Origin of the sequence: Pinirhizobacter sp. (assembly GCF_035317885.1) — a bacterium.
Classification (GTDB): Bacteria; Pseudomonadota; Gammaproteobacteria; order Xanthomonadales; family Rhodanobacteraceae; genus Pinirhizobacter.
In genome coordinates this window covers 1-15,085 of record NZ_DATHFX010000339.1, presented here as the reverse complement: position 1 = coordinate 15,085, position 15,085 = coordinate 1, and the positions used below count along the sequence as shown (strand labels likewise).

At 64.9% G+C, this 15,085-nt stretch carries 10 protein-coding genes and 1 tRNA gene; 4 read left to right on the top strand and 7 right to left on the bottom strand.

Annotated elements, in window-relative coordinates; all coding sequences use genetic code 11:
* Positions 1-560, top strand: a 560-nt coding sequence (locus VK519_RS11070) for a DUF4142 domain-containing protein (protein WP_324349795.1), incomplete at its 5' end; no start/stop codon positions are given.
* Between the two features lie 56 nt (positions 561-616).
* Here VK519_RS11070 and VK519_RS11065 read toward each other — a convergent pair.
* Positions 617-693 (bottom strand) — tRNA-Arg (locus tag VK519_RS11065).
* Positions 694-823: 130 nt separating this feature from the next.
* The gene (locus VK519_RS11060; RefSeq protein WP_414692740.1) at positions 824-2,707 is read right to left on the bottom strand and encodes a M61 family metallopeptidase; all 1,884 of its coding nucleotides are present in this window, start codon (positions 2,705-2,707) and stop codon (positions 824-826) included.
* Between the two features lie 270 nt (positions 2,708-2,977).
* On the opposite strand from VK519_RS11060, the gene VK519_RS11055 reads away from it, so the two are divergent.
* Entirely contained in the window at positions 2,978-3,607 is a 630-nt protein-coding gene (locus tag VK519_RS11055; protein ID WP_324349793.1) for an outer membrane beta-barrel protein, read from the top strand.
* Positions 3,608-3,659: 52 nt separating this feature from the next.
* On the opposite strand, the gene VK519_RS11050 is transcribed toward VK519_RS11055, so the two are convergent.
* From VK519_RS11050 to VK519_RS11035, 4 genes are all read right to left on the bottom strand, one after another.
* A complete protein-coding gene (locus tag VK519_RS11050) occupies positions 3,660-5,168 on the bottom strand; it encodes an amino acid permease (protein ID WP_324349791.1) in 1,509 nt (502 codons plus the stop codon).
* An 89-nt stretch (positions 5,169-5,257) separates the two neighbouring features.
* Complete coding sequence (locus tag VK519_RS11045) at positions 5,258-6,499, bottom strand: sterol desaturase family protein (RefSeq protein WP_324349789.1); 1,242 nt, start codon at positions 6,497-6,499, stop codon at positions 5,258-5,260.
* On the bottom strand, positions 6,496-7,551 hold the full coding sequence (locus VK519_RS11040; protein ID WP_324349787.1) for a glycerophosphodiester phosphodiesterase: 1,056 nt from the start codon (positions 7,549-7,551) through the stop codon (positions 6,496-6,498). Before VK519_RS11040 ends, VK519_RS11045 begins: the two co-directional genes overlap by 4 nt.
* A gap of 58 nt (positions 7,552-7,609) precedes the next feature.
* On the bottom strand, positions 7,610-9,379 hold the full coding sequence (locus tag VK519_RS11035) for an alkaline phosphatase family protein (RefSeq protein ID WP_414692739.1): 1,770 nt from the start codon (positions 9,377-9,379) through the stop codon (positions 7,610-7,612).
* Between the two features lie 107 nt (positions 9,380-9,486).
* Between VK519_RS11035 and VK519_RS11030 the strand changes: the two genes are divergently transcribed.
* Together VK519_RS11030 and VK519_RS11025 are read left to right on the top strand one after the other, a co-directional pair.
* Entirely contained in the window at positions 9,487-11,421 is a 1,935-nt protein-coding gene (locus VK519_RS11030) for an alkaline phosphatase family protein (protein WP_324349785.1), read from the top strand.
* Between the two features lie 97 nt (positions 11,422-11,518).
* On the top strand, positions 11,519-13,507 hold the full coding sequence (locus tag VK519_RS11025) for a bifunctional 2',3'-cyclic-nucleotide 2'-phosphodiesterase/3'-nucleotidase (protein WP_324349783.1): 1,989 nt from the start codon (positions 11,519-11,521) through the stop codon (positions 13,505-13,507).
* Positions 13,508-13,571: 64 nt separating this feature from the next.
* Here the strand turns inward: VK519_RS11025 and VK519_RS11020 are convergent, their stop codons facing one another.
* The gene (locus tag VK519_RS11020; RefSeq protein ID WP_324349797.1) at positions 13,572-15,071 is read right to left on the bottom strand and encodes a CoA-acylating methylmalonate-semialdehyde dehydrogenase; all 1,500 of its coding nucleotides are present in this window, start codon (positions 15,069-15,071) and stop codon (positions 13,572-13,574) included.
* Between the last annotated feature and the right edge of the window lie 14 nt (positions 15,072-15,085).

Genomic DNA, 15,085 nt, shown 5'->3' with positions numbered 1-15,085 from the left:
GAAAAGCGCCCATGAATTTCCGTCGACAGAGCATCTTGAGCATCGCCCTCGTCACCGCGCTAGGCGCCGCCGCACTGCCGGCAGCAGCCCAGCAGCCGCAGGCACAACCAGGCGCCCAAAAGGCGCCGTCAGCCGATGCCGACTTCGTGCGCGATGCCAGCGCCGCGGGCCTGGGCGAGATCGCCCTCAGCCAAATCGCCTCGGAGAAGGCCACCAGCGACGACGTGAAGAATTTCGCCGGCACCATGATCACCGACCACACCGCCGCCAACCAGAAGCTCTCCGCCATCGCCCAGGGCAAGGGCATCGCGGTATCCACCGAGCCGATGAAGGCGCAGGCCGCCGCGGCCAACAGCCTGAAGCAGTCGCAGGGCACCCAGTTCGATGCGAAGTACATCTCGCTGATGAAGAAGGACCACGCCAAGGCGATCGAGCTGTTCAAGAAGGAAGCCGCTTCCGGCCAGGATCCGGAACTGAAGGCCTTCGCCGCCGAGACCCTGCCGACCATCGAGCACCACGCCGACATGGCAGCGAAACTGACGCCGGGGATGAAGGGATAGGCCCATCCGCAACACTACGAAAAAAGCCCGCTTTCGCGGGCTTTTTTTCTGGAACGTGGTGCGCCCGGAGGGATTCGAACCCCCGACCAATGGCTTCGGAAGCCACTACTCTATCCGGCTGAGCTACGGGCGCGTGGCCGGCGATTGTAGCCGATCAGGGGGCCGGCGAGCTACGGCAGGGAAACCTGGCTGCCCCGAATGAAAGCCTGCAACAAAAAAGCCCCGGCAGATGCCGGGGCTTTAGGGTGAAACACGTAGGCGTTTTACTTCTTGGCTTTCAGCAACTCGCTCAGCCAATCCGCCCGGCTGGTGTCACGCTCCAGATGCGGATACACCAGGCCACCGGTGTAATCGACGCGGATGGTCTTGTAGCTGTCGAAGTTCTTCACCAGCAGGTCGAACGGCTGCTTGGCTTTCACGGCGTCCTTGATGGCGTCGCCTGAGAATTCCTTGCCATTCACGGCGGTGATCGTCATGCCCGGGGAGATGCCTGCGTTGAAGGCAGGGCTATCCCACAGCACATCACCGATTTCGCCCTTGGCCGACAGCGACAGGCCCACGGAGTAGGTAAGGTCCACCGACTTCCGGCGCATTTCGGCGGCCTTCACCGCTTCCGACGGCTTGTCGTTGTAGACCAGCTTCCAGCCCGAACGGGCGATGCCATCGATCGGGCCCTTGTGGCCGTCCAGGCGTTCGCGCAGGTACGGCGCCCAGTCGTAGGCGACCACGCCGTTGAGCGTCTTGACCACGTCGTCGAAGGTATACGGGGCCACCTTGTAGCTGCCGTCGTCGATGCCGTAGAAGGCCTTGGCGAAATCGTCCAGGGACTTGCGGTTCTTGGTGAGCTCGCGGATGCGGGTATCGACGTCCAGCCAGATCATCTGCCCGGCGGAGTAGTAATCCTCGCTCATCTGGTAGTTGCGGTACGACAGCGGCCGGCGCTGGGCGATGGTCGGGTCGTTGGTGGTGTCCTGCACATTGCGCCAGGCCAGGCCCGGGCGGCCGCGATCGTAGCTGGCGGCAACCATGGCCCACACATCCTTGGACTGATCCTGGGTCATCAGGCCCGAGCGCGCGGCGATCACCTGGCCGTAGAACTGGGTCTGGCCTTCGTACACCCACAACAGGGTGTCACCCATCGGCACGTTGAAGTTCGGCGTGGCCAGGTCCGCGCCACGGCGGAACTTGCCATCCCACGAGTGATTGAATTCGTGCGACAGCAGGTCGCGACCGAGCCAGTTCTTCTCCCACTCGGTGAAGTATCCCGGCGAGCCTGAATTTTCGCTGGAGCGGTGATGCTCAAGGCCGATGCCACCGAGCTTCTCGGTCAGGGCAAGCAGGTAGTCGTAATGATCGAAATGACGCGCACCGTACAGGCGATCCATCTGCTTGACGATGTTGCGGTGTATCTCCAACTGCTCGGGCTTGATCTCCAGCGATTTCGGATCGTCCGCCACGATGTTCAGGTGCACCGGCGAGCGGCCGTTGGGATCAAGGTCAACGCGCTTGAAGTACTTGCCGGCGAAGATCGGCGAGTCGACCAGGTCGTCGTAGTTGATTGTCTTGAAGTTGACGGTGTCACCGTCCTTGCTGGCCACTTCCAGCGCGGAACCGAACTGCCAGCCGGTGGGCAGCTTGACGCTGGCATCCACGTTGATGCGGTTGGCGTAGTAGCCGGCCGGGTACAGGGTGACGCCGTTCCACTGCACGTTGACGATTTCGGGTGTCATCTGCACGCGGCCCTGGCGCGTGGACTGAGGCGTGAGCTGCTGGAACTCCAGGTCCACGCTGGAAGCGCCGGCGGGTACGTCGAAGTGGAAGGCATAGACGTCGTACACGTCGCGCGTCCATTCCACCTTCTGGCCGTTGGCCTTCACCACGAGGCCGGCGAACTGGTCGATCGGGCCGGAGGGTGAGTGGTGGCCGGGCAGCCACTGCGGGAACAACAGGGTCATCGGGCCAGGCTGGGCCGGGATGGTTTCCTTGACGCGGAAGATCCGGCGGTCGAGATCGGTGGCGTCTACAACGACCTTGATCGTGCCGTTGAACGCGGTGTCCTGCGGCGGGGCGACGTCGGCGTGGCTCGCGGTGGCACCCAGGCCAACCAGGGCAACAAGCAGGGCGGAAGCAAGGGGGGTGGCTTTCACTCGTATCTCCGGACAAGGGGACGGCCTGGCCTCATTCCATGGGCCAAGTCGGGGGAAAAAAGGACAGGCGACGCTTCCCGGGCGCCGTCGCAACCCCTTGATCCTAGCCTCGGGCGCAGGCCCAGCCCCATGCCAGAGGTCATGCGTGACCTCGAAATGCCTGCCATGACTAGTATTTGCGCACCGTTCGCATAAACTCGCAGCGCGCCGCATCGCGGTGCACGCCGGGCGAGACCGCCGGGTGGGGGAAATTCAATTCAAGGAAAAATCATGCGCAAGATGCTCATGTGCGCGGCCGTGGCCGCGTCGCTGGCAGGCTTTAGCCATGCCAGCAAGGCTTTCGACGCGAACAGCGGGGCCTTCGTCAGTGGAACGGCAGGACAATCGAAGTATCACGGCAGCGGTTTCGACGACAACTCCGACACGGGCGCAGCCATCTATGTGGGCTACCGCTGGAGTCCCGAGCAGCGCTTCTGGATCGGCCCGGAGTTGGGTTTCGTGGACCTGGGCAAGGTAAGCCAGCACGAGAATTTCAACTACCCCGGCGGCCTCTACGACAACTACCGCTACCGCGCGAAATCGCGTGCCACGCTGCTGGGCGTGAACATGAAGTGGGACCTTGGCGAGCAGATGTACCTGGTGGTGCATGGCGGCGTCGATGAAGCACGGACCACGTTCACCCTGGACGAAGACACCAACATATTCGACGATCCGTACCACGAGAGCAGCCACGTGTCGAAGAACAGCTGGTATGCCGGCGCTACGCTCGGCTACAACTTCAATCGCAACTTCGGCTTGGGCGTGTCGTACGACAACTACAACGTGCGTACCGCCAGCACGGGCAGTGAAAACCGCGCCAATGCGTCGGTTATCGGCGTCACGGCGGAAGTCCGCTTCTGATTCCGGATGCCAGGCGCATGGGAAAACGGCCGCTTTCGCGGCCGTTTTCTTCTTAGCGGTTGAGCTTGCTGTGCCTGATGCCGTAGGCGAAATACACGATCAGGCCCAGCGCCATCCAGATGATGAAGCGCTCGAAGGTGATCCACGGCAGGCCGTAGATAAGCGCCAGGGAAAACAGGATGCCCAGCGGCGCCACGAACCACACGGCCGGTGTGCGGAAGTTGCGCCTGAGCTCGGGCTTGCGCACGCGCAGCACCATCACCGAGGCGCAGATCAGGATGAACGCACTCAAGGTGCCGATGTTCACCAGTTCCGCCACCTCGCCGATCGGCAGCAGGCCGGCGACGATCGCGGTGAAAACGCCAAGGATCATGGTGGGACGGGCCGGCGTGCCGTAGCGCGGGTGCACGTGGGCGAACCAGGCCGGAAGCAGGCCATCGCGGGACAGCGCGAACCAGATGCGCGCCGCGCCCAGCATGAAAGCGAACAGCACGCTGATCACGCCCACTACCGCGGCGAAGGCGATCACATTGGACAGCCAGTGCAGGCCAATGGCGTTGAAGGCATCGGACACCGAGGCCTCGCCGCCCAGTTGCGAGTAATGCACCACGCCCGTCAGTACCAGTGACACGGCGATGTACAGCGCCATGGCCACGGCCAGCGACAGCAGCACCGCGCGCGGAAGGTCGCGCTGCGGGTTCTTGGCTTCTTCAGCGGCCGTGGTGAGCGTGTCGTAGCCGAAGACGGCGAAGAACACCACCGATGCGCCGGTGAGTACGCCCGACCAACCGAAGTGCCCTGCCCCCGTGGCGTCGAGCACGCGCTCAGGCACGAAGGGATGCCAGTTGGCGGTGTTGATGTAGAACACGCCCACGCCGATCACCAGCATCACGCCGATCACCTTGATGGCAACGATGATCGTGTTGAAGCGGGCGCCCCATTCGGTGCGTACCGACAGCAGCACGGCCACGGCCAGGCTGATGCCCGCGGCGATCACGTTGAACCGGTGGCCGTCGCTGGGGCCTGCCACCGGATGTGCGCTATGCCAGCCCACCGTGCCCATGGCCTGCTGCACGAAGTACGACATGGTGTCTGCGCTCATGCTCTTCTGCGCCCACACCGGCAGGACCACGCCGAACAGCGACTGCAGCAGCACTTGCACGTAGCCGGACCAGCCGATGGCCACCACGGCCACCACCAGGGCGTATTCGAGCAGGAGGTCCCAGCCGATGATCCAGGCCGCGCCCTCGCCGAGCACCGCGTAGCCGTACGTGTAGGCACTGCCGGTGACCGGGATCAACCCTGCGAATTCCGCGTAACACAGCGCGGCGCAGGCGCTGCCGAAGCCGGCGATGATGAAGCTCAGCGCCACCGCGGGGCCGGCGTTGAGGGCCGCCTGCTGGCCGGCGAGCACGAAGATGCCCACGCCGATGATGCCGCCGATGCCGATGGCGGTGAGCTGCCAAAGGCCAAGCACGCGGCGGAAATCGCGGCGCTGGCCAACTTCCGCTTGCAGCTGTTCCACCGTCTTGTGGCGGAGGATCCGGTTCATCAGGGTCATGGGCGCTTCCAAGTGGTCCGGCCGCGATCATAGCGAATGGCGGCCGGCTGTCGGCCGGATCCGACGACGACGCCGGCTTTTTACGACGGTTACGAGAGGCTTGGGCGATGCCTGGGCAGGCAAAGCCATGCCGCGCTCAACGCAGCCACCAGGCTTGCCACCGCCACCCAGGGCATGGGCAAGGCGTCCACGCCGAACCAGCGCCGCACCGCCAGCACGAAGGCCACGGTACCCGCCAGACGCAGCCCTTCCAGCCAGGGCGCCGTTCGATGGCCGTCGAACAGGGCGCCCAATACGCAAAGGCTCGCCATCAGGTAGGCGGCGTAACCGGCGAGCGTACCCAGCGATGCCGTGGGCGCCAGTTGCAGGAAATGCACGGCCAGCCCCAGCAACACGGCGAACTGGGCCAGCGCGTACCAGGCCAGGTACGGCGCAATCGGCGGATCGTAGAGTTCGCGGCGGATCTCGAACCCAGCCTTCGGGTAGCGCGCGGCCACATCCGCCGGCCGCCAGCCGGGCGGGCGCAGCCATACCTGCAGTTTGTCCCGCCAGCGCCGGGCATGCCAGGCATCTTGCGCGGTGGCCCAGTAAACCTCGGCGTTCGCCCAAAGCGGATTGAAGCTGCGCAGCGGCGAGCGCGTGCCGTACACCGGCGGGTCGCGGTCGTCTTCTTCGATGAAGCTTCCGAACAGGCGGTCCCAGAGGATCAGGATGCCGCCGTAGTTTCGATCCAGGTAGCGGTCGTTCACCGCGTGGTGGGCGCGGTGGTTGGAGGGTGAGGCGAACACGCGGTCGAACCAGCCGAGCTTGCGGATCTGCCCGGTATGGATCCAGAACTGGTACAGCAGGTCGATCAGCGCCACCACCACGAACACTTCCACCGGCACGCCCAGGATGGCCAGCGGCAGGTAGAACAGCCAGCCCAGCAGGAAGCCCGAACCGGTCTGCCTGAGCGCGGTGGAAAGGTTGTACTGCTCGCTCTGGTGGTGCACCACGTGCGCGGCCCACAGGATATTCACCTCGTGCCCGGCGCGGTGCAGCCAGTAGTAAAGGAAGTCGTAGGCCAGCAACGCTCCCACCCATACCAGCACGTTGTCGCCGGGCAAGTGGAGCAATGCGGCGTGGTTGTAGACCCACGCGTAAACGCCAATGGTGAAAAGCTTGGTGAACACACCCACGATCTGCGACATCACCCCAAGGCCGAGGCTGGCCACGGTATCGTTGCCACGATAGGCCACCTCGCCCCGATGCCGCGCCACCAGCCATTCGATGGCGATCAGCAGGAAGAACACCGGCGTTGCCAGGCTGATGATGGCTTCCTGCGTATTCATCGCGCGGCGCGCCCGTCCACGGCCTTGCGCCCGAGCGCCGGGTCGTCGGTGAAGAAGGCATCGATGCCGGCAGCCAGGAACCTGCGCATTTCGGTGATCGAGCCTTCGTCGTGGCGGGCGGCATCGGTGCCTGGCCCGCGCAGATCCTTCGGCAGGAAATGATTCTCCGGCCGGAAGGTATAAGGATGCACTTCAAGCCCCACGCGGTGCGCATCGTCGATCAAGGCCGTGGGCTTGCTTAAGGTTCCGTTGGCGTCCAGGGGAATCAGGCTGCGGATGGACGGGCCGATGGCGTCGGCATACTCGCGCACGGTGGCAAGGCCCGCCGGTGTCATCATCGCCGCATAGGTAAGGCTGCCGCCGCGCGCGGCTTCATCCCATGGCTTCTCATCGCCGGCATCCATCAGCTGCAGCAAACGCACGTTGGGGTGGGTTTTCCCAAGCTTGCCACGCAGGTACCGCAAGTTTTCCACCTCGAAGCTCTGGATCTCCACCGGAGCGACTCGCGTGTACGCGTGCGCATCGATCGCGGCAAGCACCTTGTCTTCCATCGGCAGCTTCAACTGCGCGAAGTAGGTTGAATGCTTGATCTCGGGAATAATGCCGATGGGCCGGCCAAGCGTGGCGGCCTCTGCGGCGACGAAGTCGATGATCTCGTCGAAGGTGACCAGCTGGAACTGTCCGTCGAAGGTAGTACCGCGCAGCTCCGGCAGGCGCTCGCGCGCACGCAGGGTCTTCAGTTCCGCCAGGGTGAAGTCTTCGGTGAACCAGCCGGTCCCGGGCTTCCCGTCGACGATCTTGGTGGTTTTCCGCGAGGCGAATTCGGCATGCAAGGCAATGTCCGTGGTGCCGCCGATCTCGTTCTCGTGCCGCGCCACCAGGAAGCCATCGCGCGTGCTTACCAGGTCCGGCTCGATGAAGTCCGCACCGTCGGCGATCGCCTTGGCGTAGGAGGCAAGCGTGTGCTCCGGCCGCAGCGCGCTGGCGCCACGATGGCCGATCACCAGCACGCGGCTGGCGATGGGCTGGCCAGGATGGAAAGTCGACGCCATGGTCTTGGCTCCCGGGTTCAGCACAAGCATAGCGATGAAAACGGGAAAGAGGCGCATCTTAAGGGGCCTCGTGCAGCCAGTCCTGGTAGGTGGGCCGGTTCACCGGCACGCCGTTCGCATCGCAGCTGCCAAGCTTGCACAGTTCCGCGCGCAGGGTGGGTGCGTGCTGCACGATCACGTGGAAGATGGAATTTTCCTCGATCTCACCGTGGAAGGCGGCCGCGCCCGGTCCGTTGGCGAAGATGGCCACGTCCTCGCCGCCATGGGTTTCGCTCTTGAGCGGCACCAGCGACTCCTGCATGTAGTCCGGATGGCCGGTGTCGATGGTGGAAAGGTCCGGCCGGCCCTTCGTGGCCGGCATCATCGTTTTCGGGTTGTGCGGGTAGCGTTTGCTGCCCTCGGGCTGCTCGTTGCTGGCGCCGGTGTAACCCGGTCCGTTGGCGAAGTTGAGCGTGGTGTAGGGCTTGCCGGTGGCGTCGTGCGCGATGCCTGCCTCCGCTTCGTCGTCGTAGCTGTCGGTCATGCCGCGGACCAGGCCCAGCATCGGGTTGCCGCGCGCGGGATAGCCACCGAATGTCATGGTATGGCTATGGTCGGCGGTGACGATGATCAGCGTGTCGGCCGTGTCGGTGTTGTCCAACGCCGCCTGCACGGCATCGGCCATGGCAATGGTTTCGGTGAGCGCGCGGTAGGCGTTGCCGGCATGCAAGGCATGGTCGATACGACCGCCTTCCACCATCAGGAAGAAGCCATTCGGGTTCTTCGCAAGCAGCTTGATCGCGCTGGTGGTCATCTCGGCAAGGCTCGGCTCGCCGGCCGTGTCGCCGGGCCGGTCGTGCTCGAATTTCATATGCGAAGGCTCGAACAGGCCCAGCACATGCTGCGTGCGGGAAAGGTCCAGTGCCTTGAACTGAGCCTCGTTCCAGACATAAGCGCCATCGGGATGGCGCGCCTTCCACTCGGCGGTGAGGTCGCGGCCGTCGGTGCGCTGGCCGCTCTTCTGCGGATACTCAGGATCCCGCATCGACTTGGGCATGAATGCGCTGCGGCCGCCTCCCATGGCTACGGTAAGTCCGTTGCCAAGGGGAAAATCCACCAGCTGGGCGGCGAAATCCTTGCAACCCTTGGCCCGTTCCGCGACGGGGACCTCGCTGTCCACTTCCCAGTTGCGTTCGGGCAGGTGGCCGTAGGTGGCTGCAGGCGTGGCGTGGGTGATGCGCGTGGTGGTAACGGCGCCCGTGGCCATCCCCGCCGCCGCCGCGAGCTCGAGGGCGGTAACGAGCTCCTGGCCGCGGGAACCTGCGCAATCCTGGCGACGGGGCACCTGCGATATGCCGATGTAGCCGGCGCGGGTCTTCACCCCGGTCATGATGGCGGTCATGGTGCCGGCCGAATCGGGTGTCTGCTGGTCGGTTTCGTAGGTGCGGCTCAATGCCGAGTACGGGAATTTCTCGAACGACAGCCGATAGCTTTCGCCATCCACGCCCTTCTGCTGGCCAGCAAGCACATGCGCCGCGGCGATGGTGGGGATGCTCATGCCATCGCCAAGGAACACGATCACGTTCTTCGCGCGCGCGCCTTGCGAATGCGCCTGGGCGTCGATCCGCGCAGCCTCCGCGGCGCCATTGCGGAACCACCATGCCGGTGTCTCGCCACCTGGGCGCGCAATGACCGGAACGTCGATGGCGGTGGCCGGACCACCTGGCAGGGCCTTGGGGTTCGCCATCGGCGTGGTGCCGGGCCGCGTGTTGGCGCATCCAGCTATCGCCACCAGGGCGAGGACGGACGCGCCATGGGACAGGCGGGCGAGGCGGGGCGGCAGCTTCATAACGCATCCACGGCGAGGGACAGGCGATGATAGAACGTTGGCACAATGAAACAAACGCGCGCGATGATGTCGCCTTTCCCTTCCCACGCCCAGGTCGCATGACGTCGATGACCCGCCTTCTCCGCCGCTGCCTTTGCCTGGCCGCCCTCGCTGCCGGGACCGTGCACGCCGCCCCTGTCCATCGGGTCATCGTTTTCGTCTGGGACGGCATGCGGCCCGACGCCATCACCCAAAGCGACACGCCGAACCTGGCGGCATTGGTGAAGGACGGCACGTTCTTCAGCGACAACCATGCCACCTATCCGACCTTCACCATGGTCAATGCCTCCAGCTTCGCCACCGGCGCCTTTCCCGGGACGATCGGCTTCTACGGCAACCGCTTCTGGGCCGCCTCCGCAAAGGGCCGCGACGCCAAGGGCGCTCCGGTGGATTTCTCGATCCCGGTGTTTACCGAGGACTACGCCATCCTGAGCGACCTGGACGCCCGGGACGGCCACGCCGTGATGTCGGTGCAGACGCTACTGCAGGCGGCGCGCAAGCGCGGGCTGTCGACGGCCGCCGTGGGCAAGTCCGGGCCTGCATTCCTGCAGGATGTCCACCACGGTGGCGTGGTGCTGGATGAAAACGTGGCGATGCCTCTGGCGTTCGCCCGCGAACTGGAAAAGGCCGGCTACCCGCTGCCGGCCAACACCCCCAACGCCTACGACGGCGCGCTGGCGCTTGAACCGGACAACGGCACGCCCACCGCGCAACTGCCCACGGTCACGCTCAAAGACGGTGTGTCCAGCGATGCTTCCGATGCCGCCGGCGCGCCGCCGACCGCATCGAACGCATGGCTGATGAAGGTATACCTGGAGTACATCCTTCCGAAAAAGAAACCCGATATCTCGGTGGTGTGGCTGCGCAATCCCGATTCCACCGAGCACATCTATGGACCAGGCTCGCCCAACTATCACCTTGCCGTGCAGGCGCAGGACGCCTTGCTCGGCCAGTTGCTGGAGAAGCTGAAGGCATTGCACATGGATGAGGACACCGATCTCATCGTGGTGTCCGACCATGGTCACAGCAATATCGCCGGTCCCACGGATCTCTTTCCCCTGCGCGCCATCAACGATGGACGCATGGCCGGCATCGATCCGAAATGGGGGTTCTCGGTGTCCGGCGGCGTGCGCATGGCGGATCTGCTCACGCGTGGCGGCTTCCATGCCTTCGATGGCGTCGGCTGCGTTTATTCCCCGGTGCAGTCGGGCATCCGCGCCGATGGCAGCCAGGCCCAGCCCACCCGCTACGACGATGATGGCCATATCTGCGGCAAGCCCGGTCCGTACACCACGCCGGCCTACCGCATGCCCGCCAAAGTTCCGGGCGATGCCTTCGTGCTGGCCCCCAACGGGGGCAGCGAATATCTTTACCAGCCCGCGCACGACAAGGCGCTGGTGGCGCGCGCCGTACGCTACCTGCAGGCACAGGAGCCGATCGGCGTGATCTTCGTCGACCGCCGTTATGGCCACCTGCCAGGCACCTTCCCGCTGGACATGGTGCACCTGGCCGGGCGCGACAGCCCCGACGTGGTGCTGAGCTACGACTACAACGCCGATGCGATGGTGCAGGGCTTCCCCGGCACGCTGTATTCGAGTATGTCGAGTGAACGCGGCATGCATGGCAGCTTCAGCCCGGTGGACGTACACAACACCTTCGTGGCCCATGGCCCGAGCTTCCGCGAAGGATTCCGCGATGCCTTGCCCAGCGGCAATGTGGACCTCGCTCCCACGGTGGCGGCCATCATGGGCATCCGCCTGCCCGGGGCCCAGGGCCGCGTGCTCGCCGAGGCGCTCACCGGCAAGCTGGCCCGCGATGCTTCGACCTACCGGGTGTCACCGCGCGAAGAAGCCGCCGAGCCCCTGCACGGCCTCAGCGTTCGGCGCATCGACGGAAGCCAGGCGGCGAGCAGCAATTACCGCCCGGTGCTGTACATGAAGGATCTTAAGCTCGATGGCCATACCTGGACCTACTTCGATCGCGCCAAGGCCGCGCGGGACTAGTTTGGTTATCCTTTCCCTTCGCCGATGCAGCCGGCAAACCGTGGTCAGAGTCATTACTCTGACCCCCAACTTCCGCAACCTTCCCGGTGTCCTTAAGATGTCGAATAAATTCCCGATGGCGTTGCTCGCCTGCGCCCTGCTTGCCGCCTGTGCGCCCCAGCCCGCCGTGAAGCCCCCGGTGCAACCGCTGGTGGATGGCGCCCGGGCGGATCTGGCGATCCTTGAAACGACCGACGTGCATTCGAACATCCTCAGCTACGACTACTACAAGCAGAAGGACGACCCCACGCTGGGTTACGAGCGCGTGGCCACCCTGATCAGGAATGCCCGCGCGGAATTTCCCAATACGGTGCTGTTCGATTCGGGCGACACCATCCAGGGCACTGTGCTTGCCGACTACCAGGCCATGGTCAAGCCCGTGGACTGCGGCGAGGAACTGGCCATCTACAAGGCCATGGACCACATGGGCTACGACGGCGGGACATCGGGCAATCACGAGTTCAACTATGGCCTGCCGTTTCTCTCGCAGGTCACCGGCGGCGGCATGAACGTCGAAGGCGCATCGCCCAGGCATTGCGCCGGCCCGCATTTCCCCATCGTGCTGTCCAACGTCTTCAGTGCCCGGGACGGCAAGCCGCTGTTCCGCCCCTGGGCCGTGGTGGACAAGACCGTGACCGCTTACACGGCCGACGGAAGCAAGGTTTCGGTGCCGCTGAAGATCGGCATCATCGGCTTCGCGCCACCGCCGATCATCGAATGGGACAAGCAAAACCTCGATGGCAAGGTCACCGTCACCGGCGTGGTGGAAGCCGCGCAGCGTTACGTGCCGGAGCTTCGCGCCCAGCACCCGGACATCATCATCGCCATCCTGCATGGCGGCTTGAACACGGCGCCGTACACGCCGGACATGGAGAACGGAGGCTGGTACCTGGCCGGCGTGCCGGGCATCGACGCCATGCTGCTGGGGCACTCGCACACCGAATTCCCCGGGCCGCGCTACGAGGGCATGAAGGACGTCGATGCCAAGCGTGGCTTCGTCCGCGGCGTGCCGGCCGTGATGGGCGGTTTCTTCGGCAAGGACCTGGGCGTGATCAAGCTGGCGCTGACCTGGAGCAGCGGCCACTGGGTGGTCGATCGCAGCACCACAATGAGCCAGGTACGCCCGATCTGCCCGAAGAAGAACGAGTGCGTGGCACCCGACCCGGAAATTGCACCGCTCGTGCACGACGTGCACCAGGCCGCCGTGGCCTATGTGAATACGCCGATCGGCAACAGCGACCATCGCATGTCCACCTACTTTGCCGATGTCGGGGACATGAGCGCACTGGCCGTGGTCAATGCCGCGCAGCGCGACTACGCCCGTCGCGAGCTTGATCGTGAGCATCCGGAGTGGAAGGACATCCCTGTGATCTCGGCGGCGGCATCCTTCCGCACCGGCTTCGGTGGCCCGGAGGATTACACCGACGTGCCGGCCGGCCCGCTGACCATCCGTAACGCGGCCGACCTCTACTTCTATCCCAATACGCTTGCCGCGGTGAAGACCGACGGCGCCGGGGTGCGCGCGTGGCTGGAGCATGGCGCCGGACGTTTCAACCGCATCGACCCGGCGAAGGACGGCGAGCAGGCCCTGATCAATACGCGCTTCGTCGGCTACAACTTCGACCAGATGCAGGGTGACCTGGCCTATACCATCGACGTGACCAAGCCAGAAGGTTCGCGCATCGGCCACCTCACCTACCGCGGCAAGCCGGTGAAGGATCACGACCCGTTCTTCGTCGTCACCAACAACTACCGCGCCAGCGGTGGCGGGAATTTCCCGGGCCTGGACGGGAAGAACATCGCGCTGTCGGCACCGGACGGCAACCGCGAGGTGGTGGTGAAGTGGATCCAGGCCCACAAGAACCTGACCGCGACCGATGTACCGAAGGCCTCGTGGCACTTCGTGCCGGTCAAGGTGAAGGGCCCGTTGGTGTTCACTTCGGCCAGTGGTAAGGAAAGCGTCGCCAAGGCGGCCGGCCTGCGCGTGAAGCAGTTGAAGGACAACGGCGACGGGACCGCCGTCTACCGCATCGACCTGGGTCGCTGATCCGACCGACGGAACAGGACGGGGTCAGAATTATTATTCTGACCCCAACCCATGCCCCCAGAGCTCAGCTATGGGTCGGCATCGAGAACTGCGCGCCTGAGGCCACATCCGATGCCAGCCAGCGCTGGGTGATGGCCTTCTGCCGCGTGTAGAAGCGCACGCCTTCCGGGCCGTGCGCGTGATGATCGCCCATCAGGCTTTTCTTCCAGCCGCCGAAGCTGTGGAAGGCCATCGGTACCGGGATCGGCACGTTGATGCCGATCATGCCCACCTGCACGCGGTGGGCGAATTCCCGTGCGACATGGCCGTCGCGGGTGAAGATGGCCGTGCCGTTGCCGTATTCGTGGGCGTCGACGAGGGCCAGGGCACTGGCGAAGTCGGCCGCGCGCACGATGCATAGCACCGGGCCGAAGATCTCGTCGCGATAGATCGACATCGACGGGCTGACGTGGTCGAACAGCGTACCGCCGACGAAGAATCCGTTTTCGTGGCCGTCGACGCGATGGCCACGGCCATCGACCACCAGGGCCGCGCCTTCGGTCACGCCCTGGCCGATGTAACCCTCGATACGGTCACGGTGCGCACCGGTAATCACCGGTCCCATGTCCATGCCCGGGTCCATGCCGTTGCCGATACGCAGCGCGCGCACCTTCGGTGCCAACTTCGCTACCAGTGCATCGGCGGTATCGTCGCCCACGGCCACCGCCACCGAGATCGCCATGCAGCGCTCGCCCGCCGAACCGTAGCCCGCCCCCATCAGGGCGTCGACCGTCTTGTCGAGGTCGGCGTCGGGCATCACGATCATGTGGTTCTTGGCACCGCCCAACGCCTGCACGCGCTTGCCGTTGGCCGCGGCGCGGGCATGGATGTATTCAGCGATCGGCGTGGAGCCGACGAAGCTCACCGCACGCACTTTCGGATGATCAAGCAGTGCATCCACCGCCAGCTTGTCGCCCTGCACCACATTGAATACGCCGTCGGGGAGGCCGGCTTCCTTCAGCAGGCCGGCCAGCAGCAGCGCCGTGCCCGGGTCGCGTTCGGAGGGCTTCAAGACGAAGGTGTTGCCGCAGGCGATGGCCATGGGGAACATCCACATCGGCACCATCGCCGGGAAATTGAACGGCGTGATGCCCACGCACACACCCAGCGGCTGGCGCATGGTCCAGGCATCGATGCCACGGGCAATCTGCTCGGTGTACTCGCCCTTCAGAAGCTCCGGAATGCCGCAGGCGTACTCCACCACTTCAAGGCCGCGCACCACCTCGCCCTTCGCATCGTCGAACACCTTGCCATGCTCGTGCACGATGGCGCCGGCAAGGGTGTCCATGTCGCGTTCGATCAACTGCTTGAAGCGGAACATCACGCGCGCGCGCTTGAGCGGAGGCTCCGCGGCCCAGGCGGGGAAGGCAGCGTCCGCGGCACGCACGGCGTCATCGACGTCCTGCGCATCGGCCAGGCATACGGTGGAAGCCACCTCGCCGGTAGCGGGATTGAACACCGGCGCATGGCGCGCGGCGTGGCCGTCGACGATGGCGCCTGCGATGAAGTGGCGCGTGCGGATCACGTTGGGCTCGTGGT